The sequence below is a fragment of the Phenylobacterium sp. genome, from assembly GCF_004299445.1.
Lineage (GTDB): Bacteria > Pseudomonadota > Alphaproteobacteria > Caulobacterales > Caulobacteraceae > Phenylobacterium.
In genome coordinates, this window is the sequence record NZ_SCTC01000042.1 from 65,041 (window position 1) to 85,494 (window position 20,454).

Sequence of the window (20,454 nt, forward strand, 5' to 3'; positions counted from 1 at the left end):
CCATCCCCCACCACAGGATCCGGCTGTCAGAGGGAGATGCGTGGACGGTCCGGAAACGGGGCCACGGTCGCGCGAAAAAATTGGAGATCGGTGCTGTTGCGCGACGCGCCGGCCCTGAGCTGTAGCGTGGCGAGGCCGGAACCCCATATGCGCTCCATGGTTGACCTTGACGCCTATTTCTCTCGCATCGGCTTTGTTGGGCCCCGCCAGGCAAGCCTCTCGACCTTGCGCGCGCTTCACGCGCTGCATCCCGCAGCCATCGCCTTCGAAGCGATCGACTGTCTGCTGGATCGCGGCATCGACATCTCGCCGGCTGCGGTTGATGCGAAGCTCATTCACGGGGGGCGAGGGGGCTACTGCTTCGAGCAGAACAGCCTGTTCGCGCGCGTGCTCACCGCTCTGGGCTTCGAGGTTGAGGGGCTGGCGGCCCGCGTCCGCTGGAACGCGCCGCCCGACGCGCCGGCCCAGCCGCGCACCCACCACGTCCTGAAGGTGATCGCGGAGGGCGAGGACTGGCTGGTCGATGTCGGCTTCGGCGGGTGTGTCCTGACAGCGCCGCTCCGGCTGCAGCCGGACCTTGAGCAGCCCACTGACCACGATCTCTATCGGTTGGCGCCGATCCCCGGGGGCTACACGCTTGAGGTGTTGCGCGAGCCCGGCTGGGTCCCAGCCTATGATGTGTCGCTGACCCCCTGCGTGCCCCGTGACTACGAGATGGCCAACTGGTTCACCTCGACCCACCCCACATCGCATTTCCGGTCGAATCTGCTGGCCGGTCGCACGACGCCGCAGGCGCGCTACGGCCTGCTCTTCAACCGCTTCACCACGCGGCCCATCGGCGGCAAGCCGACCAAGGAGATCCTCGACGCCGACGGCATTGAGACGATCCTGCGCGACGTCTTCGGCCTCGCTGTCGAACCCTCGTGGCGTCCCGTCATCGAACGCGCCGCGGCCACGCCCCCGGGTTGAGGGAAAGGGGATTTGGTGACCTAGCGTCCTGCGGCTAGTAGCGGCCCCATGAGTTCGACCCACACCTCCCATTCGATGGTCCTGACCGCCGCCGGCCCGGGGCGCTGGAACACGCACGCCGGCCCCGAGTGGCGCAATCCCGGCGGCGGCCTGTGGGGCGGCTACGCCATCGGTCTCGCCGTCCGCGTCATGGAGGCCGAGCCTGAGGCCGTGGGCGAGCCGCTGTCGATCACGCTCACTTATGCGGCGGCTCTGCCTTCGGGCGACCTGCTGGTCCGCACCCGCCGCCTGCGACAGGGCGGCTCGATCGGCGTCTGGGAAGTGGAGCTGTGCATCGCCGCCACGGGCGAGGTCGGCGTCCACGCCATCGTCACCATGGCGCGCCGGCCCGACACGCCGGCCTTCGCCTTCGCGTCCATGCCGGCCGCGCCGGATCCCGCGAGCCTGCCCAGTCCCGACATGATGCCGGGCGCCTCGGAGCACTTCGGCGCCCAGGCCTTCGAGCGCCGCACGGCCGAGGGCTTCCCGCCCCAGCCCGGTCCGGATTCCCGCTCGCTGGCCTGGGTTCGCTCGCGCCGCGGACCGTGGGACAAGGCGCTGCTGGGCATGGTCACCGACAACTCGGCCCCGCGGGCCTTCTACGCCCTGGGCATGTCGGTCAGCACGACCACGCTGTCGCTGACGGTCTATCTGCACGCGACCACCGACGAACTCGCGGCCATCGGCGACGACTACATCCTGATCGAGTGCGAAGGCCGCGTCGGCGCCGGCGGCGCCTCGGACGAGCGCTCCAGCTACTGGAGCCGCGACGGCAAGCTGCTGGCCACCAGCGAACAGCTCGCCTGGTACCGCGAACGTCGCCGCGAACCGCCGGAGTAGGGGGTTAGGCCCGGCCCACCGTCACCAGCGGCGAGAAGCATCCCAGGATCAGCCGCTTGGCGTCGAACGGCGGCGTCCCGGCCGAATCCATGCGCGGATCGTCGTGCATCTTCGCCTCCGCCGCCTGGAAGAACTCACGGTCGGGCCAGACCTGCCACGTGAACACGATCTTCTCACCCGCCTTCGCGGCCACCGCCTTGCGGAAATCGGTCTCCTTGCCCTCGGGCACGAAGTCCTCCCAGCACTCCACGATCTCGACGCAGCCGTATTCCCGGAAGAACGCCGCCCCGTTTTCGGCCCAGGCGCGATAGGCCTCCATCGCGTCCTCCGGCACCGGGATCACCAGCCCGCAAACATACATCCCCGCCGCTCCCTCGCTGCTGCAACCCCGACTATGCCGCGCGCCCACGCCAGAATCTGTCAGCAGCCTTCGCCGCCGCGCGCGCCGCAGGCGCTGTCATTCCTGACCACAAACCACACGAACCGGGCTCGAATACCGACAGCGAGCCGCGAGCCATGGACCCTGTTCGTGTGGTTCGTGTGGTTCGTGGTCCAATAGCGCCGCTGGCGCGCCATCGCCGCCGAACGGCTTGCGTCAGGCCGCCTCCGCCGCGTCCCCGACGACGACCTTCGACCTGTACGCGGCCAGCAGGCTGCGAAGTTCCGCCAGCGCCGCGTCCATCGCGACGGACGCATCCGAGATCGGGGACTGGATTTCCTCGGCGGGCGCCCACAGCTTGATGCGATGGAATTCTCCGACGACGCCTTCGTGCTCTCGGCCCGCGCCTTCGGAGAGTCCGGAGCGATCGTGGAGCTGCTCACCCGCGAGCATGGCCGCTATGCCGCCCATGTCGCCGGCGGCGCGTCCAAGCGCATGCGGCCCTACCTCCAGGCCGGCGCGCGCGGCCTCGTCCGCTATCGGGCCCGGGTCAGCGAACAGCTGGGCTCGGCGACCCTTGAGCCCCAGGGTGAGGGGCCGGCAGCGCTCTTCGATGATCCACTGGCGCTCGCGGGGATGGCCGCCGCGGCGGCCGTGGCTGCTGGCGCGCTTCCGGAGCGGGAGCCACATCCGGGGGCCTTCCTCGCCTTCGAGGCGCTCAGCGGCGCGTTCCTCGTGCCCGAGATCTGGCCCGCGGTGTTCATCCGCTTCGAGGCGGGCCTGCTCCAGGACCTGGGCTTCGGCCTCGACCTCAGCAAGTGCGCCGCCACCGGCAGTCTCGACGACCTGATCTACGTCAGTCCCCGCACCGGCCGCGCCGTCTGCCGGGACGCCGGCGAACCCTACAAGGACCGGCTGCTCGCGCTGCCGGCCTTCCTGCTCTCGTCGCAGTCGGGGCTCGGCCCCGGCGACATCGGCGCGGGCTTCGAGCTCACGGGCCATTTCCTCGAGCAGAACATTTTCGGACCACTCAACCGGCCCCTGCCGCCGGCCCGCGTCTGGCTGATGGAGCGATTGCGCGAGGCCGGTCGGCTGTAGCGAGAAATCGGGGAAAGCCCTGCGGAGGAGATCACCGGCCACGGCCAGCGCCAGCGGCGCCGCGGCCACCGTCAGCCCGCAGGCCACCGCCTGTCCTGGCAACGGCGCGCCCATCAGCACGGCCATCAGGACGCCCGAGGCCTCGGCCACGCTCAGCCCGAACGCGGCGACCAGGAATCGTTCGGCGCCCTGCGCAGCGATCGCCCGTCGGCGCTCCAGCGACCGCAGCGCCAGCGCGATCGCAGGCGCCAGCAGCACGGCCTCCCACATGCCTGCCGATCGCGCGAGCCCGCCGGACGTGGCGCCCAGCGCGGCCGCAAGCATCAGCGTGGGCCCGGCCACGGCGAGCGTGAGCCAGGCCCCCACGTTCAGCCGGGGGGGCGCGATCAACATTCGGCCAAGCTTGACCGGCCCGTTTAAGCCGCGGTGAAAGGGAATTGGTAACGTGGCTTCACCACGTGCGGCAAAATCGCCCTTTAGCCCGTCCGGGCATCTTCGGCGGTCTGCGCTTTAGCGGCGGGCGGCGACCACGCCGGCGGCCTTGAGCATCGGGTCGACGTGCTGTCGGCGGTCGGCTTCGAACAGGGCGGCCGCCTTGGGCTTCAGCCCGTCGGCCAGCCGCTTGCGGGCCGCCTCGCTTTCCGGCGCCGCCTCGGGATCGACCGGCGAGACCGGCGCCTCGCCGTTCTCGGCGTGGATGAGCGGCTGAACCGACGCCTCCGCGCAGGCGAACAGTCCGGTGATCGAGCTGAAGCAAATCTGGCGCTGCAGGAACGCCTGATGCGCCCAGCGCCAGCCGTCCGGAGTGGGGGTCCCGCTCGCCGGCCGCACCAGACTCAACGACGTCGTAACGAACACGGCCTGCCTCACGAAGGCCTGCTCGCGCTGGCCGGCCTTGCTCAGCACCAACGGGGTGTCGAGCGAGGCCACCACCTCGCTGCTCTCGCGCCGGCTGATCACGACGGCCTCGGCCGTGGGCGGCGAAGGCGGCGGTTCGGCCGCGATCACTCGGGGACCACGAAGCGGATGGGAATGCGTACGTCGGTCCCGGCCGTGGGCTGCCCGTCGCGGTCGGTGGCGGCCATCTGGAAGCGGTGCGCGACCTTCAGGACAGCCTCGCCGAAGCCCGCCTCGATCGGGGTCTCGCGCAGCACCTTGCACCCCGACAGGCGCCCGTCGCCCTCGACATGGCAGGCCATGAGGACTTTGCCGGTCAGCTTCTGAGCGGCGGCGGCAGCCGGATAGACGCTGGCGATGTTCGCCCCATCCGGCCTGGAAATCCAGACCGGCGCGGCGGTCACCCGTGCGGGCGCCGGCGAGGGCTGGATGGCCCAGGCCGCGCCGGCCGCTGTCAGGCTGGCGAGGACGGCGGCGGCCAGGCCGGCGATCCGGCGCGAGGGGGCGGGCAGGGGGGTCTTGAGCATGGCGATCCTCTCCTTCAGCGGGTGGTCTCCGGAGGCCGGCCAGTGGCAGCCCACCGGCAGCATCGGCGCATCCAGTTGCGCCTTCAGCAGCGCGCCGGCGTAACGCCGCCGCTGCTGCGGATGTCGCGCCAGAACGGCGGCGTCGCAGGCCAGCTCCTGGTCGATCCGCAGCCGACGCGCGGCCAGATGGACCAGCGGGTTGAACCAGCAGACGCACTGTGCGGCCGCCGCCAGCGCGTTCGCCAATCCGTCGCCGCGCGCCAGGTGCACGGCTTCATGGCTCAGGATCAGCGCGCGCTCGTCGGCGTTGAAGCGGGTCTCGAAGTCGGCCGGGGTCACGATCCAGGGCCGCAGCGCGCCGATGACCGCCGGGCCGACCGCCGGATTCTCCGCCCGCAGGACGCCGCCGCCGACAGGGGTCAGGCGCCCCAGCGCCGCCATGAACCGCGCCTGCCGCCGCACCAGCATCCCACCGGCGAACAGCGCCCCGCCCAGCCAGGCCGCCACCAGGACGGAGCCGATCAGGCCCGGAACCGGCGGGAGGGGCGCCGCCTTGGCGACGGCGTCGGCGGTGAGGGTCAGAGGCTCCAGCATGGCGACGGCTTCGGGCCGGGGCGACAGGCTGGCCGCCATCGCCAGGGGCACGGTGAGCCACAGCGCATAGGCCGCTCGCGCGTCGAACATTCGCCGCACCGGGCGCCTCAACAGCAGCACCATCAGGATCGCCGCGGCCGCCGCGAGGTTGGCCCGAACGAGGGTGTCCAGCAGGTCGGCGGCCATGGGGTCACTCCGAGATTACGCCCGTACGCCACCTATCGATTACATGAGTAAACGTAACCGTCAACCGCCTTGCCGTCCGCCCGCCAAGCCCCTAGAAGCGCCGCCATGACCTTCGGCAAGATCAACCAGGCCAACACCCAGCAACGCCCCTCCCGGGCGGTGTTTGCGTGCGCCTGTCGGTCGGCCTGAGGTCCGGTCCCAGCGAAGCAAACCCCGCTCCGGCGGGGTTTTTCGCAATTGGGCCCCGCCGAGCCTCCTACAGGAGCTCTGACATGCCACCCTTTCTCACCGGCGCCCCTCTGACAGATGGGGACATCGAGCGCATCGCCCGCGGCGTCATCGACCACACGCTGCCCAAGCCCGAGTGGACCCACGCCGCCCACTTCGCCGCGGCCGTGTGGTTGCTGTCACGCCCCGGCATGGACGCGTACCGCGAGATGCCGGATCTGATCCGCGCCTACAATGAAGCCACCGGCGTCGCGAACACCGACACCGAGGGCTACCACGAGACCATCACCCAGGCCTCGCTGCGGGCCGCGGCTGCACAGCTCGCGACGCGCCCGGACGCCCCGCTGTCGGATCACCTGGATGTGCTGCTGGCCGGCCCCTGCGGGCGCTCGGACTGGCTGTTCGCCTACTGGACCCGCGCCAGGCTCTTCGACCCGGTCGCGCGGCGCGGCTGGGTCGAGCCTGACATCCAGCCATTGCCGTTCTGACGGACCGGGACCGGGCGGCGCGCGCTGGCCCGCATCCACGCCTCATCCGGCGCGACCGGCGACACTTTCAGCGTCACGGGGGCGTCCGGCCGGGCGATCGGCTGGACCACCTGGGCGATCAAGGCGGTGATGATGTGGCCTTCGGTCTCGGGGGTCTGCTTCTGGCTCTCGGCCCATTCCAGGGTCCAGTTGCGGTTGGCCATCGCCTTCATCGGCGGCGAGACGCGTTCCTCCACCGGCCGGAACACCCGCGTCCACACGTCTCGCACCACAGCCAGCGCCAGTGGCGCGCCGGCCATGGCCAGTCCTACCGCCACCGACTCGTGACTGAACGGCGCGCCCAGGATCACCACGAACAGGAAGCCTACGGCCTGGCCGGTGGTCAGGCAGAAGGCGCGGGTCAGGTCCTGCTCTCGCGCCTCGTCGGGGGCGGGCGCGTGACGGCCCACTTCCAGGGCGCGAACCGCCAGCACCAGGGCCGGCGCCAGCAGCAGCGTCACTTCGAAGGCCGCCGCGCGGGGCGCGCCCACCTGGGTCATCCCGGCCGCCAGGGCCAGCAGCAGCAGCGGCACCATCACGGCCAGGGCGAACCAGGCGCCCACGTTCACCTTCGGCGGCGCCGTGGCCAGCAGGAACGCCGCGCCGGGCCGCCAGCGCACGCGGGTCGGCGGCGCCACCGGTTGGGCGTCACGGAAACTGGCGCTGGGGGGGTGGCTGGTGATCGGACAGTCCCTTCTTCTGAAGGGTCCCTGCTTCAAGAGGTCGCAATCACCCTCGGGCGCCGCCCCTTAATCCCCGCTTAAACACGGGCCGATTCTCCGGACGGGCCGCCCGTCATGGCGCCGCCCTGTGGATCGCGGCGCTCTGCCCGGCGACGCGAATCCCCGCGCGCGCTAGAGAGGGCCCATGACTGTCCACACCACCCCGCCCGGCGACGGCGACGGCGACCGCATCATCGACGAGCCGCTGTCGGAAGCCCTGTCGCGCCGCTATCTCGCCTACGCCCTTTCGGTCATCACCGACCGCGCGCTGCCCGACGTCCGCGACGGCCTGAAGCCGGTGCAGCGGCGTGTGCTCTACGCCATGCGCGAGATGCGGCTGAACCCCGACGCGGCCGCCCGCAAGTGCGCCAAGGTGGTCGGCGAGGTGATGGGCGGCTACCACCCGCACGGCGACCAGTCGATCTACGACACCCTGGTCCGCATGGCCCAGCACTTCGCCCAGCGCTATCCGCAGGTCGACGGCCAGGGCAACTTCGGCAACATCGACGGCGATAACGCCGCGGCCATGCGCTACACCGAGGCCAAGCTGACGGTGGCCGCCACGCTGCTGCTCGACGGCATCGAAGAGGACGCGGTCGACTTCAAGCCCACCTACGACGGCTCGGACGACGAGCCCGTGGTTCTGCCGGCCGGCTTCCCCAACCTGCTCGCCAACGGCTCGACCGGCATCGCGGTCGGCATGGCCACCTCGATCCCGCCGCACAACGCCGGAGAGCTGATCGACGCCTGCCTGATGCTGCTGGACGATCCCGACAGCAGCGTCGAAGCCCTGATGACCCACGTCCAGGGCCCCGACTTCCCCACCGGCGGCGTCATCGTCGAGCCGCGGTCCAGCCTGCTCAGCGTCTACGAGACCGGCCGCGGCGGCGTGCGCGTCCGCGCCACCTGGACCAAGGAGGACCTGGGCAAGGGGATGTACCAGATCGTCATCACCGAGATTCCGTATCAGGTGAAGAAGGCCGATCTGGTCGAACAGCTGGCCGAGCTGATCGAGGGCAAGAAGGCCCCGCTGCTGGGCGACGTCCGCGATGAATCCGCCGAGGACGTCCGCCTGGTGCTCGAGCCCAAGAGCCGCAACGTCGAGCCCGAGGTCCTGATGGAGAGCCTGTTCAAGCTCTCCGACCTCGAGACCCGCTTCAGCGTCAACCTCAACGTCCTGGACGCCCGCGGCACGCCCGGCGTCATGAACCTCAAGCAGGCCCTGGTCGCCTTCCTCGACCACCGGCGCGAGGTCCTGGTCCGACGCGCCCGCCATCGCCTGGCCAAGATCGAGGCCCGGCTGCACATCCTCGACGGCCTGATGATCGCCTACCTCAATCTGGACGAGGTGATCCGGATCGTCCGCTACGAGGACAAGCCCAAGGAAAAGCTGATCGAGACCTTCGCGCTCAGCGAGTTGCAGGCCGACGCCATCCTCAACACCCGCCTGCGCCAGCTGGCCCGGCTGGAGGAGATGGAGATCCGCCGCGAGCACGCCGAACTCAGCGAAGAGCGCGACGGCATCGTCGGCATGCTGGCCTCCGACAAGGCCCAGTGGAAGCTGGTGGGGCAGGGGCTGAAAGACACCAAGGCCCAGCTGGCCGACCTCAACGTCCGCCGCTCCACCTTCGCCGACGCGCCGCAGATCGACACCGAGGCCGCCCTGGAAGCCATGATCGTGCGCGAGCCGATCACCATCATCCTCAGCGAACGCGGCTGGATCCGCGCCGCTAAGGGCCGGGTAGAAGACCCCTCGGAACTCAAGTTCAAGGAGGGCGACAAGCTCCAGTTCCTGGTCCCCGCCGAGACCACCGACAAGCTGCTGATCTTCGCCAGCGACGGCCGCTTCTTCACCCTCGGCTGCGACAAGCTCCCGGGCGCCCGCGGCCACGGCGAGCCGCTGCGCCTGATGATCGACCTCGACGACAAGGTGGGCCTGATCGACGTCTTCCCGCACAAGCCGGGCACGAAGCGGGTGCTGGCCTCCAAGGAGGGCTACGGCTTCATCCTGCCGGAGGAGGAGGCCATCGCCTTCCGGCGCGCGGGCAAGCAGGTCCTGAACGGCACGGCGCTGTCGTGCGTCGCGCTGGGGGAATCCGACCAGCTCGCCGTCATCGGCGACAACGGCAAGCTCCTGATCTTCCCCGCCGCCGAACTGCCCGAGATGCCGCGCGGCAAGGGCGTGAAGCTCCAGACCTATCGCGAGGGCGGCCTGCGCGACGTCGCGGCCTTCAAGACCGAGGACGGCATGACCACCGTCGACGCCAGCGGCCGCACCCGGGCCTGGCCCGAATGGCGCGAGTGGCTGGGCCGCCGGGCGGGGGCGGGGAAGCTGGCGCCGAAAGGGTTTCCCGCGACGAAGCGGTTCCGGCCGAAGGCGTAGGCGCGCGCGCCGTCACTTCGCCGTGGCTGTCCCCGCCGCCGCGGTCGCCGCGGCCTGTTCGGCCTGCCGCGCGCCCGCCAGGATCGAGGGCAGGGCGTAGTTCCCCTCGTGGCAGGCGTACTCGTACATCGCCGCCTCTTCCTTGCGGAACACCATCTCGCCCCGCCAGACCTGCGTGTAGAGCGTGGGGTCCTCCACCTCGAACAGGTAGGTGATCTCGCGTGGCCCGGTGCGGGTGAACCGCTCGGTCACCCGGGTCTTGTCCGAGACGGTGTAGCCGTTGGTCCGCGTCAGCCCGGGCCGGAAGCCCTGGGTGGTCACCACCAGCGTCGCGCCTTCCCAGCGCCCGACCGAGGCGCCCATCCAGCCGCCCGGGGCCACCGGCCCGATCGCCGCGCCCAGCCGCACGATCCGCGCGTCGTGGTTCTTTTCCGATACGATGACCACGTGGTCGGCGGTCTGCACCACCTGGATGAAGTTGGTGTCGGGCGAGTTGAGGATCGGCGCGCCGGCCCCGCGCGCGGTCAGGCAGCGCTCATCGCTCGGCCGCTGTTCGACGTGGTCGTACGCCTCCACCCGCGGCTGGCCGATCCTCAGCGCCGTCTTCACGTCCTCGCGCCAGGGGATGCGGCCGTCCGCCGGCTCGGTGATCCAGGACGAGCGGATCTCGCCGCGGATGCGGGCCAGCCCGGGACCCATGTCGTTGAACTCGGCCTCCTCCTGGCCCAGCACGTCGTCCTTGGCCACGATCATGCCGTTCAGCGCCCGCCGCGGCGCCTCATAGGCCTCGGCCTCCTCGGGCGTGGCGATCAGCGCCTTGAACTCCTTCGGCCGCTGCAGCTGGGTGTACCAGGCGTTGCTCCAGGTCCCGGTGAGGTCGGCTTGCGGCGGCGGTCCCGCGGCCACGGCGCCGGTCGCCGTCAGCCCCAGCGCCGCGCCCAAGATCATCGCCCGCCACATACCTGCCCCCGTCGCGTTGATTGGACGCTAATCCCCCGCGGCGCCGGGGCCAAGCCGCCGGCCCGCGGCGATGCGCGGACCGACGGCGTGCGGTCGCCCCTTACTTCTGGAACTTCAGCTCGCGCACCAGGACGCCGCCACGCTGCACGCGCATGGCCTCGCGGCTGATCTGGGCCTGGGCGGCCTTCTGGTTGCTGCCCCACAGCGCCGCCGTGCGCTTGTCCTGATCGGCCTGGCTGGCGTCGAACACCGCCATGTTCTTGAACTCGATCATCAGGATCAGGTCGGGCTCTTTGTCGCGCGCGGCGTTCACCTGCAGGATCTTGTAGCTGATGATGTCGCCGGCCTTGATGCCTGCCTCGTTGGACGCCCGCCACTGGCCGTTGAGATAGGCCATGTACTCGTCGAACATCCCCGGCTTGGTTTCGATGTGGCTGATCTGCCAGACCGTGCCGTTCTCATAGACCCTGGGCGCGGTCTGCGCGTGCGCCGCCCCCGCCAGCAGCCCGGCCGCCACCGTCGCCGCCATCGTGCGCGTGATCGTCTTGAGCATGATCGTTCTCTCCCTGTCGCCGCTCCCCGGCGGCCGGCCCGACTGTTCGCCGCCGCCCGTCGCGAGAGAACTGCACATATTTGCGGTCGGAGAGCGGGCCCGGCTCACCTGCAAATTTGTGCACTTCCGCGTCGGGCCGGATGGTCGAAGCCTGAGGCGTTGATCAATTCGGGGGTCCATCATGTCCATTCGTCTCACCGCCGCGCTGGCCTGCGGCCTGCTGCTCGCCGCCGCCGGCGCCCAGGCCGCGCCCGCCGCCTCTCCGGCCGACCTGTGCAAGGGCGGCCAGCTGGTCGTGGTGCGGGTCAGCACGGTCAAGCCGGGCGCCAAGGCCGCCTTCGAGGCCGCCGCCCGCGATCACCTGGCCTGGTATCGCGGCCACGGCATCTCCTCGAACCGCCTGGTCGTGGGGCCCGTCATCAGCGGCGACATGTCCAAGGGCTTCACGGCGTCTGAGACCGAGTACGTCTCGATCCACATGGATTCGCCCGGCGTGCCGCGCGACAAGCGCGACGCGGCCTGGGACGCCTATGTGAAGGCCTATCGCGACTCGTCCGACCTGGCGGTCGACAAGTTCGCCTGCGTGCGCGAGCCCAAGTAGGAGCTAGGACGCTTGAGCCAGCGCCGCGTGCGCCGACACGCGGCCCATCTCCAGCACCAGGGCATAGTGGCGCTCGACGTCCTCGCTGAGGTCGGGCGCCACGACCATCCCGCACGCCTGGGACTGGAACAGCCCGCGCGCCTCGCCGTCGGCCAGCAGGCGCGAGACGTGCGTGCGCGAGACGAACGCCCCCTGCGCCAGGGCCCGCTGGGAGACCGGCGCCCGTTCCAGCAGCCGTGACCGTCCGGCGGGCTGCGCCGCGATCAGCTGCTCCATCATCCGCGAGCCGCCGTCGCGGGCCAGGAACAGCAGCACCGGCCTGTCCGGCCCCACGAACAGGTCGCGCCGCGCGACCGTGTTCAGGCCCATCTGCATCGCCAGCCGACGCGTGAACTGGGCGTCGCGCGTCATGTCGCGCAGGTGCGCCAGCCCCGGGTCCAGCCGGGCGACGGCGTGCATCATGGCCGCGACGCCGGCCCCCATCACCTCGTGCATCCGCGGTGACAGCCGCAGCGTCCCCGTCTCGTCGCGGGTCAGGAAGCCGTTGGCCAGGGCGCGGCGCAGATAGTGCCGCGCGCGGCCCTCGCTGCAGGTGCGGTTGGCGATCGCCGACTGGATCAGGTGCGCCGCGGCGAACCCGTCGAACAGGGCGTCCAGCATCATCGCCGCGCCGCTCAGCGAGGCGCGCCCCAGGTCGCTGAGCAGCCAGCGCTGCGCGACGTCCCAGCCGGCGTAGTTGGCCAGGTTCTCGCGCGCCAGCGCCTCGATGGCGGCTCGGAAATCGGGATGCGCGCGGATCGCGGCGAACGCCTGGTCTGAGAACGCCTCCACGTCTCCCGATCCCCTCAACACGCGAAACGCCCCGACTCGCGACACTGAAACCTGTGTGCACCGCCCCGGGCGCGCCGACCAGATGCCGCTACGCCAGGCTCTGCCACAGTTCATCGTGGGTTCAGCCGCGGGCCGCCAACCTGCGAACACCGGCGGCCGTCGTAACTCTCCCGTCCCTCGGATGCGGCGGCCAAAGGACTAGCACGACACGCACCCAAGGCGGCGCGTCATCCCACCGGGTGGCGCGCCGTTTGGCTGTCCCGCCGCCGGGGGCGCTGCCCGGGGCCTCAGCCGGTGAACCCCCGCTGAACGCCGCCGCCCCGGGCCGTTCAGACGGCCTCCCGTAGATTGCGGGTCATTGGCCAAGGAGGGCCTGACATGAAGAAGATTATCCTGGGCGCCGCCGCCGCCGCCATGACCCTGGCCAGCAGCGCCGCCATGGCCCAGCCCTACTACGGCGCCCAATCCTACTATCGCGAACAACCCTACTACGGGGACCGCGGCTACGACCGCGGCGTCTACGACCAGCGCTATCGCGACTCCGACCGCGACGGCCGGCCCGACTACCAGGAGTGGGGCCGTGACCGTGACCGCGACGGCCGCCCCGACCAGTACGACCGCTACGACAACCGCCGCGGCCACGGTCACGCCTATGGCCGCGACCGCTATCGTGGGGACGGCCGCTGGCGCCAGGGGCAGGTCTATCCCTACTACCGCCAGCGCGGCTACGTGATCGACGACTACCGCCGCTACGATCTGGCGCCGCCCCGTCCGGGCTACCGCTACTACCGCTCGGACAACGGCGACGTGGTGATGGCGGCCATCGCCTCGGGCCTCATCGGCCTGGTGATCGGCGGCGCCCTCAACGACAACAACCGCCACGACCGCTACGACCGTCCCGGCAGCTACTACGACTACCGCCGCTGACGGCCGAACGGCGGCCCCCGTCCCTCACCGGGCGGGGGCCTACGGGCGCGCCGCGCCGATTTCAGCGGCGTCGCCGCCCTTCAGCCTAGGCCACAGCCGCCCGTCGCCGCCGCAACGCTCCGCCCGCCAGACCGAAGCCCGCGATCATCATCGCCCAGGTCGCCGGCTCGGGCACGGCGTCCATGTAGGTCTCGAACCGCAGTGATGTGCCGTGCGCGGCGGTGTAGTTGAACGGCGTCGTATAGAAGACCGGATCCGTGATCCAAAGGTCGCCGCCGGCATAGGGGACGCTCGACGCCCCATAGCCGCCGACCGCGTCCGACAGGTCGATGACGAACGTGTCGCCTGCCGACAGGACGATGTTGGCCGCCCGAGTGTCGATGAACAGCTTTTCTGTGCCCGGTGGGCCGAAATCCACCATCTGCGAGAACACGAAGGGGCCGGTGCTGAAGGCGTCGCCCTTGGCGATCCGCACCCGCGCGGCGTAGCCGCCCCACAGGCTGATGCCGGTCAGCCGCCCGCCCAGCCCCGCGGTGATCTGCTGCTGCCACTGATAGCCGACGCCGTTCAGCCCGACGTCCATGCCCAGGTTCGCCTGGTCCAACACCCCGTCCGCCGCCAGGGCGGCCGATCCCCCCGCGAGGGCCAGCAGACCCGTCGCCAACGCCAACACAACCTTCATCGCATCCCCCGCACGAACTATCGCGAGAGTTGATGTGACTCCGGCCGATCCAGCAACCGACTTCGCGCCCTGCGCGAGCGCGCCCGGCGCCGATCCGAAACCCCAGCGCGCCCGCCAGGCCGCCGCAGGCTCCAAATCAAACCGCAGAGCCCGCAGAGAGACGCAGAGCGCCGGCGCAGTCGCCGACCTCTCCGCGCATCTCCGCGAACTCCGCGGTTCAATCCGACGACGGCCGGGCCGCCCCTACGCCGCCCGCAGAGCCACCCGCCGCCGCCGCAACGCCCCGCCCGCCAGGCCGAAGCCCGCGATCATCATCGCCCAGGTCGCCGGCTCGGGCACCGCCGTCTGCGGCCGGGTCGAGATGGCCCCCACCGCGTCGATGTCGGCGCCCACGGTGCCGCCGCTCTGGCCGCCCTCGTTCGCCACGTCGATCAGCCGCACGAACGAGAACGCCGAGCTCGAGCCGAACCCGAACGCGTCGATGTCGATGCCGCGGGTGTTTCCGGTCACCAGCCCCACCGACAGCCAGGTGATCCCGTCGACGCTCACGTCCACCGTTGTGTCCTCCACGTCGGGGCCCACCTCGAAGATCCACAGGTCGTCGGCGTCGCTGTCCGAGCCGGTCAGGAGGTTATCGGTGAACCGCAGCACCAGCGCCCCGCCCACGCCCAGCGAGACGAAGCTGCAGGCCGCCTGGCTGGCGCAGCTGTTGACGCCGTTATAGTTCGGGGCCCCCAGCGCATTTCCGGCCCCCTGGTGCGGCGCCGTCGGATCGGCCCCCTCCAGCCCGGGCAGATAGCTTACCACCACATCGGCGAACGAGATCGCCCCCTGCGGAAACTCCACCCCGCCGAACACCTCGGCCCGCGCCTCGCCGGCCCCCAGCACCACCGCTGCGCCGCCCAGCAGCGCACACCCGAACGTCTTCCAGCTCACAGCACCCTCCATCCCCGGCCAGCCCGGGTCCGAACGGGCAACCCCTAGAGGGGTTCAGGTGTTCCGATGGGTTTTGCCCAACGCCGCGCGATGCATGTCGCCGCACGGGGATGCACTGGGGCGCACCGCAGGAGATTCTCTGCAGGGGAGGGGACGCGCGGAGCGATTGCGCGAAGGCGCGAAGTGGGCGCAACTTCCGCACGACTCCTAACCAGCGACGCAGAAGGCTATGGCCGACATCATCACGCCTCCGGACGACCAGCAAGAAGACCTCGACGATGTCGTGGGTGCCCCAAGGAACTATCAAGCCGTCGTCAATACGGCCGATTGGACAGTCGAGACGATACTCCAGCAGATTACGAAGGGGAATATCGAGCTCAATCCCGGGTTTCAGAGACGCGAGGCGTGGAGGCTTCCCCGAAAGAGTAAGTATATAGAGTCACTTGTTATGGGTATTCCCGTGCCCCAGATCGTACTCGCGGAGAGGCGCGACAAGAAGGGCGCTTTTGTAGTTATTGATGGAAAGCAGAGATTATTGTCTCTTCGCCAGTTTGCGGCGCGGGAAGATGACAAACTATACGATTCATTCAAGTTGGAAGGCTTGACTGAAAGGGGGGATTTGAATGGTCGCGGGTACAATGATTTTGAGCAAGATCTGATTCTTGCAGATGATCGTGACGCGCTAGACAATGCGACGATTAGAACGGCAGTAATTCGAAATTGGAAGGACGAAAACTTCTTATACACGGTATTTCTTAGATTGAATACCGGTAGCGTTCCTCTTTCACCTCAAGAGCTTAGGCAAGCTCTTCATCCGGGTCCATTTGTTGAGTTTGTCGATAAATACTCTGGAGACTGCAAGAAGCTACATGATGTGATGGGAATATCTGGCGCGGATGGGCGCATGAGAGATGCGGAGCTGGTTATAAGATATATTGCATTCCGCAATCTTCTGCGGGAATACGCTGGGAGTATGAAAGATATACTTGATCTAGCGAGCAAGAAGTATAACGATGAGTGGAATGCAGAGAAGGCTAATGTAGATATACAGGTTCGCGAATTCGAGTCGGCCATCGACACCGTCGTGGATATATTCGGTATGAGGTGCGCATTTAGGAAGTGGAATGGTGAAAGATATGAAGCGGCTCTGAACCGTGCGGTCTTCGACGTTATGATACTATTTTTTGTCGATGCAAACATCGCGGCCGCGGCCAGGCAGAGGAAGCAGGCTGTCGAAGCTGCGTTTCGTGATCTTTGTGCCAACAGTGACGAATTTCGAGCGTCGGTTGAGGGTACTACGAAATCATTGCAGTCGATCTACGGACGCCTGTTGCTGTGGTCGAATGCGCTGGAGGTTGCTATCGAACGGCCCGTGCCAAAGCCTACCCTCCAGAACAACAGAATCGCTCTGGTGGCGTAGTTGCCTTCGGCGCAATTGAAGGCGCTCGAACTGCGGCTGGCAGCCCTGAGAGCACAGTTCCTACCCGCGTCGTTTTCGGGAACGGGCACCTATTCTTCGGCTCAGTTGGATAATGCGCGTGCTTACCGCCTGCTGGTACACGCGGAGATCGAATCTTATCTTGAATCGAGGGCGCTAGACCTAGCTAGAAGTGCCTTCAATAGATGGTCGAAGAGCAGAAAACAGTCACGAGTCCTCATTCATCTCCTCGCGAATCAGGTGGGCGAGGCCAAGGGACTGCCGAATAAGATGGCTACAGGGGCAGATGTGAACACAGTAGTTCAAAAATGCCGTGGTCAGTACGAGCACGCGGTTAGAGATAACCATGGGATCAAGACCGCAAACATATGCAATCTGTTGTTTCCTGTGGGATTTCTAGAGTCTGATATTGATGGTGCGTGGCTTGCGACAGTTGATGGCTTCGGCGCGGCGCGAGGAGCTGCTGCTCACGGCGCTTCGGTTACCTACACAATTAATCCGCAGGATGATTTCAATATAGTGAAGACTATTGTTGCTGGGCTTGCGGATATTGATGCGACGTTTTCAAAACTTAAGCGGGCTATGAGGTAATGTTTACTCCTTTCAGAATCGGCACTCCGCCCCACGACCGAATCTGACGTACCCCTTGTTCCGCTGCCGGGACATGTTGGACGCCCTCGACATCACCGAAGCCGAGATCGCCGGGATCGGTGCGCTGGCGATGCACGACGTGGCCATGACGCGCGACTTTGCGGCGCGGGCGCAGGCGGCGGAGGATCCTGAGGTCGCCCTTGCGCGCGGCTGCCAGCGCATGGCGCGGTCGTACCGACCGGCCCTGCGGCTCAAGGTGCAAGGCGCGAACGCCTTTGGCGGGGAGGTTGGGGCCGCGTGCCGCGCGGTGCGCGAGTTCCGGCCCACGGCCCCGCGAAGAAATCCACCCCCCACACCCCCACCTATGACCGAATCTGACGTAGGCGCGTGTTTCCCTCCCGCCCATGTCCGACCCCACGCCCGACATCGTTGAGGAAGACCAGCTCCTGGCCGCTGCGGCCAAGATGGAGTTCGCGGCGATGCGGCACATCCATGGCCAGCTGATCGAGAGCACCGATCCCGCCGTCATCTCGACGCTGTCGCACGCCTATGCGCGGCACTCGCGCTGCATGCGCCAGAACCTGGCCTGCCTGCAGCGCCAGAAGGCCGAGCGGGCCCGGGCGCAGCGCGCGGCCGACCAGCACGAGGTCTGGATGGCGCGGCGCCGGCCCTCGGAGGACGACCTGCACGGCCTCGCCGTCGAGGCGCGCACCCGCGAGGTGCAGGACGCGGTCGACCGGGTGATCTCGGCGGCCGCCCAGGGCGACCGCCAGCGCCACACCGAATGGGCGCACCGCTTCGACCGCGAGGCCGACGACTGGTCGGAGAGGCCCGACTGGCTGGAGGACGACCTCGACGTGGTGGTGTCGCGCGCCTGCGCGGCGCTGGAGCTGCCCGGCGCGCTGGCCGCCCGCTGGCGCGAGCTGCCCGAACCCGACTTCACGCCCGAGCCGGCGCCCGCGACGCCCGAGGAGGTCGCCGCCGCCAACGCTGTGGCCCGCGACCTGATGGCCCGCTACCGCGGCGCCTCCGGCGCGGACGTCGCGGCCGCGCGCCGTTTTCCGCCCGACGCCGACACGTCCTGACGGGCGACCGCGAAGCGTCGCTTTTCTCAACCACGAACCACACGAACCACACGAACGCCGGGGGGCCTACCTCCGCGCGCGCCGCCGCGTGTTCGTGGGGTTCGTGTGGTTCGTGGTCAAGTCATCCATCGCCTGCGGCGCGCACGGCCTGCAGGCCGGACGAGCGTCATCTCACGGCACGTACGCCCCGCCGTTGGCGTGGATCACCTGGCCCTGGACGAACCGGGCGCCGTCGCCCAGCAGGAAGTCGACCACTGCGGCATAGTCGGCGCCCTCGGCCAGCCGCCCCGAGGGATTGGCCCGCGCGCCGCGGTCCAGCACGCGTTCGGCGGCCTGTTCGCCGCCCGCCATCTTCGCCACCGACGTGGTGGCCACCAGGCCCGGCGCCACGGCGTTGATCCGCACGCCGCGCGGCGCCAGCTCGGGCACCAGGTAGCGGATCAGGCTCTCGGCCAGCGCCTTGGCGCAGCCCAGGGCGGCGTAGTTGGCCAGGACCTGCCGGGCGCCGGCGCTGGAGATGAAGACGATGCTGGAGCCCGGGGCCAGCCAGGGCAGGGCGGCCTGGACCAGGTAGAGCAGCGACAGCCCGTTGGTGCGGATGGCGCCCTCGAAGGCGGTCAGGTCGGCCTCGAGCAGCGGGGTCGGATAGATCGAGGCGGCGCTGTGAACGATGTGCAGCGGGCCCCCATCCAGCTCGCCGGCCTCGCGGACCAGCCGCGCGCAGGCGGCGGCGTCGCCCACGTCGGCGCGGACGGCGCGGGCGAGGGGGGCCAGCTCGGCCACGGCGGCCTGGGCCGCGGCCTCGTCGCCCTGCCAGCCCAACACCAGCGGCTCGCCCCGCGGCGCCAGATGCCGGGCGATGGCCAGCCCGATCCCCTTGGTCCCGCCCGTGATGAGGATGGTCATGACAGGGACACCGGATCCAGTTGCGTGCCGGGCGGATAGTGGTCGCCCAGGATCATCATGCCGTCGAGGGTGGTCACCGCGGGCAGCGCGCCGCCTTCGAGCGCGCCCAGCTTGGCGATGGCCGTGCGCCGCGTGGCCGTCTCGGCGATGGAGAGCACCCAGCCGTCGCCGGCCGGCTCCACCCACGGATCGGTCAGCGTCACCGACAGGAGGCCGCCGTGCGCCTGGAACGCGATCTTGCCCGCGAACCGCCCGGTCCCCGACAGGGCGCCGCCGTCCAGCGTCAGGTCGCTGTCGGGCGTGGCCTGGAACACGAACGTCCCGTCGTCGGCCCGCGCCGCCCCGCCGTCGGTGGCCACCGACCCGCCCGAGCCCTCCACATAGGCCCGGAAGCTCTGCTTCACGCCCCAACCCAACCGTGTCACCCGCATCCCGTGTCCTCTTGTCCGGTCTCCGCGGCGACGGAGACGCCGATCATCAAACCACGGATCGCGCGGATATCAGACCTCGAAGCCCGCCCGCCAGCGCGCGCCGTCGGCGGTCATCTCCAGCACCGAGACGGCGCCGGCCTGCGAAGACAGCGCCCGGCTCAGCAGGCGCGTCCCGAATCCCTCGCGCAGGCTTGGCTTCGGCGGCGGGCCGCCCGTCTCGCGCCACTCCAGCTCCAGCCGCGACCGCGGCCCGCTGTCGTCCAGCGCCCACGCCAGCCGCACGCGGCCCTGCTCGCCGCAGAGCGCCCCGTACTTGGTGGCGTTGGTGGCCAGCTCGTGCAGGCACAGCACCAGCGCCACGGCCACCTCGGACGGGATGTTCGTGGGCGGCCCGTCGAGGACCAGGCGCGCCGGGTCGGCCGGGCGGAACGGCGCCAGCACCTGGGTCGCCAGGTCGTCCAGCGTCACCGGCCGCCAGGCGCTGTCGACCAGCAGGTCGTGCGCGCCCGCCAGCGCCGACAGCCGCGCGTCGAAGTGGTCGCGGGCCGTGGTGACGTCGCCGGTGTCGCGGAACGTCTGGTGGGCCAGCGACTGGACGACGGCCAGGGTGTTCTTCACCCGGTGGTGCAGCTCCAGCTTCAGCAGTCGCTCGGCCTCGCGCGCCGCCACCTCGCGCGCCAGCGCCGCGCGCAGCAGCGCCACCATCCAGGTGACGAAGCCGCAGGAGGCCACGAAGAACGTCACGCTCAGCAACCCGCGACGCAGCATCACCGGCTGCTCGAAGGGCGCCAGCATGGCGACCCCGCCGGCGGCCAGGACCGCGGTGCAGGTGATGGCCGACATCACCCCGCCGAACACCGCCGCCACCAGCACCGCCAGGAGGAAGGCCGTGAAGGGCGCGCCCATGCCGATCAGCGGCGCCAGCGACAGCCGGATCCCCAGCGCCAGGACGGCCAGCGCCAGGCCCAACGCGATCCGCGCCATCGCCCCGCGCGGCTGCCGCGCGATCCGCCGCACCAGGAAGTCCGTCACGGCCTCAAGCGCCTCCTACTGGCGCTGCGCGCCGTCTTCCGCATCGCACTCTAGTTGTTTGGCGGAAATACGCACGCACCTGCGGCGAAGAC

22 protein-coding genes are annotated in these 20,454 nt (G+C 69.5%); 10 read left to right on the forward strand and 12 right to left on the reverse strand.

Annotated elements, in window-relative coordinates; translation table 11 throughout:
• Positions 1-225 precede the first annotated feature (225 nt).
• Positions 226-969, forward strand: coding sequence for an arylamine N-acetyltransferase (locus EPN98_RS11270; protein WP_366558475.1), 744 nt, complete (start codon positions 226-228; stop codon positions 967-969).
• Between the two features lie 48 nt (positions 970-1,017).
• The gene (locus tag EPN98_RS11275) at positions 1,018-1,848 is read left to right on the forward strand and encodes a thioesterase family protein (RefSeq protein ID WP_293362794.1); all 831 of its coding nucleotides are present in this window, start codon (positions 1,018-1,020) and stop codon (positions 1,846-1,848) included.
• A 4-nt stretch (positions 1,849-1,852) separates the two neighbouring features.
• On the opposite strand, the gene EPN98_RS11280 is transcribed toward EPN98_RS11275, so the two are convergent.
• A complete protein-coding gene (locus EPN98_RS11280) occupies positions 1,853-2,209 on the reverse strand; it encodes a DUF1428 domain-containing protein (protein WP_293362795.1) in 357 nt (118 codons plus the stop codon).
• 384 nt (positions 2,210-2,593) lie between these two features.
• Here EPN98_RS11280 and recO point away from each other — a divergent pair, with 384 nt between their 5' ends.
• Positions 2,594-3,325: a DNA repair protein RecO gene (gene recO, locus EPN98_RS11285; protein ID WP_293362796.1), complete on the forward strand. Its 732-nt coding sequence runs from the start codon at positions 2,594-2,596 to the stop codon at positions 3,323-3,325.
• A gap of 510 nt (positions 3,326-3,835) precedes the next feature.
• On the opposite strand, the gene EPN98_RS11290 is transcribed toward recO, so the two are convergent.
• Together EPN98_RS11290 and EPN98_RS11295 are read right to left on the reverse strand one after the other, a co-directional pair.
• Positions 3,836-4,333: a hypothetical protein gene (locus EPN98_RS11290; protein WP_293362797.1), complete on the reverse strand. Its 498-nt coding sequence runs from the start codon at positions 4,331-4,333 to the stop codon at positions 3,836-3,838.
• Entirely contained in the window at positions 4,330-5,529 is a 1,200-nt protein-coding gene (locus EPN98_RS11295) for a TonB family protein (RefSeq protein WP_293362798.1), read from the reverse strand. Before EPN98_RS11295 ends, EPN98_RS11290 begins: the two co-directional genes overlap by 4 nt.
• A 272-nt stretch (positions 5,530-5,801) precedes the next feature.
• Between EPN98_RS11295 and EPN98_RS11300 the strand changes: the two genes are divergently transcribed.
• Entirely contained in the window at positions 5,802-6,245 is a 444-nt protein-coding gene (locus EPN98_RS11300) for a hypothetical protein (RefSeq protein WP_293362799.1), read from the forward strand.
• Here the strand turns inward: EPN98_RS11300 and EPN98_RS11305 are convergent.
• A complete protein-coding gene (locus EPN98_RS11305) occupies positions 6,164-6,922 on the reverse strand; it encodes a hypothetical protein (protein ID WP_293362800.1) in 759 nt (252 codons plus the stop codon). The two genes, EPN98_RS11300 and EPN98_RS11305, sit on opposite strands and share 82 nt — an antisense overlap.
• A 229-nt stretch (positions 6,923-7,151) precedes the next feature.
• Here EPN98_RS11305 and parC point away from each other — a divergent pair, with 229 nt between their 5' ends.
• Positions 7,152-9,389: a DNA topoisomerase IV subunit A gene (gene parC, locus EPN98_RS11310; protein ID WP_293362801.1), complete on the forward strand. Its 2,238-nt coding sequence runs from the start codon at positions 7,152-7,154 to the stop codon at positions 9,387-9,389.
• Positions 9,390-9,401: 12 nt separating this feature from the next.
• Here the strand turns inward: parC and EPN98_RS11315 are convergent, their stop codons facing one another.
• Both EPN98_RS11315 and EPN98_RS11320 read right to left on the reverse strand, forming a co-directional pair.
• The gene (locus EPN98_RS11315) at positions 9,402-10,337 is read right to left on the reverse strand and encodes a hypothetical protein (RefSeq protein WP_293362802.1); all 936 of its coding nucleotides are present in this window, start codon (positions 10,335-10,337) and stop codon (positions 9,402-9,404) included.
• Positions 10,338-10,449: 112 nt separating this feature from the next.
• Positions 10,450-10,902, reverse strand: coding sequence for a hypothetical protein (locus EPN98_RS11320; RefSeq protein ID WP_293362803.1), 453 nt, complete (start codon positions 10,900-10,902; stop codon positions 10,450-10,452).
• Positions 10,903-11,083: 181 nt separating this feature from the next.
• Here EPN98_RS11320 and EPN98_RS11325 point away from each other — a divergent pair, with 181 nt between their 5' ends.
• Positions 11,084-11,503, forward strand: a complete 420-nt coding sequence (locus EPN98_RS11325; RefSeq protein ID WP_293362804.1) for a hypothetical protein — start codon at positions 11,084-11,086, stop codon at positions 11,501-11,503.
• Positions 11,504-11,506: 3 nt separating this feature from the next.
• On the opposite strand, the gene EPN98_RS11330 is transcribed toward EPN98_RS11325, so the two are convergent.
• On the reverse strand, positions 11,507-12,334 hold the full coding sequence (locus tag EPN98_RS11330; protein ID WP_293362805.1) for a hypothetical protein: 828 nt from the start codon (positions 12,332-12,334) through the stop codon (positions 11,507-11,509).
• A gap of 378 nt (positions 12,335-12,712) precedes the next feature.
• Between EPN98_RS11330 and EPN98_RS11335 the strand changes: the two genes are divergently transcribed.
• Positions 12,713-13,261, forward strand: a complete 549-nt coding sequence (locus EPN98_RS11335; protein ID WP_293362806.1) for an RcnB family protein — start codon at positions 12,713-12,715, stop codon at positions 13,259-13,261.
• Between the two features lie 85 nt (positions 13,262-13,346).
• Here EPN98_RS11335 and EPN98_RS11340 read toward each other — a convergent pair whose 3' ends face one another.
• Positions 13,347-13,943: a PEPxxWA-CTERM sorting domain-containing protein gene (locus EPN98_RS11340; protein ID WP_293362807.1), complete on the reverse strand. Its 597-nt coding sequence runs from the start codon at positions 13,941-13,943 to the stop codon at positions 13,347-13,349.
• A gap of 243 nt (positions 13,944-14,186) precedes the next feature.
• Positions 14,187-14,879: a PEPxxWA-CTERM sorting domain-containing protein gene (locus tag EPN98_RS11345; protein ID WP_293362808.1), complete on the reverse strand. Its 693-nt coding sequence runs from the start codon at positions 14,877-14,879 to the stop codon at positions 14,187-14,189.
• Between the two features lie 229 nt (positions 14,880-15,108).
• On the opposite strand from EPN98_RS11345, the gene EPN98_RS11350 reads away from it, so the two are divergent.
• The 3 genes from EPN98_RS11350 (at position 15,109) to EPN98_RS11360 (ending at position 17,993) form a co-directional block, all read left to right on the forward strand.
• Positions 15,109-16,299, forward strand: coding sequence for a DUF262 domain-containing protein (locus EPN98_RS11350; RefSeq protein WP_293362809.1), 1,191 nt, complete (start codon positions 15,109-15,111; stop codon positions 16,297-16,299).
• Positions 16,300-16,557: 258 nt separating this feature from the next.
• Positions 16,558-16,908 (forward strand): hypothetical protein, encoded by a 351-nt coding sequence (locus tag EPN98_RS11355; RefSeq protein WP_293362810.1) that lies wholly within the window; start codon positions 16,558-16,560, stop codon positions 16,906-16,908.
• 404 nt (positions 16,909-17,312) lie between these two features.
• Positions 17,313-17,993, forward strand: coding sequence for a hypothetical protein (locus EPN98_RS11360; protein WP_293362811.1), 681 nt, complete (start codon positions 17,313-17,315; stop codon positions 17,991-17,993).
• 171 nt (positions 17,994-18,164) lie between these two features.
• Here EPN98_RS11360 and EPN98_RS11365 read toward each other — a convergent pair whose 3' ends face one another.
• From EPN98_RS11365 to EPN98_RS11375, 3 genes are all read right to left on the reverse strand, one after another.
• Complete coding sequence (locus tag EPN98_RS11365) at positions 18,165-18,899, reverse strand: SDR family oxidoreductase (protein ID WP_293362812.1); 735 nt, start codon at positions 18,897-18,899, stop codon at positions 18,165-18,167.
• Positions 18,896-19,330: an HtaA domain-containing protein gene (locus tag EPN98_RS11370; protein WP_293362813.1), complete on the reverse strand. Its 435-nt coding sequence runs from the start codon at positions 19,328-19,330 to the stop codon at positions 18,896-18,898. The genes EPN98_RS11365 and EPN98_RS11370 overlap by 4 nt, the downstream gene beginning before the upstream one ends.
• 69 nt (positions 19,331-19,399) lie before the next feature.
• Entirely contained in the window at positions 19,400-20,362 is a 963-nt protein-coding gene (locus EPN98_RS11375) for a sensor histidine kinase (RefSeq protein ID WP_293362814.1), read from the reverse strand.
• Positions 20,363-20,454 lie beyond the last annotated feature (92 nt).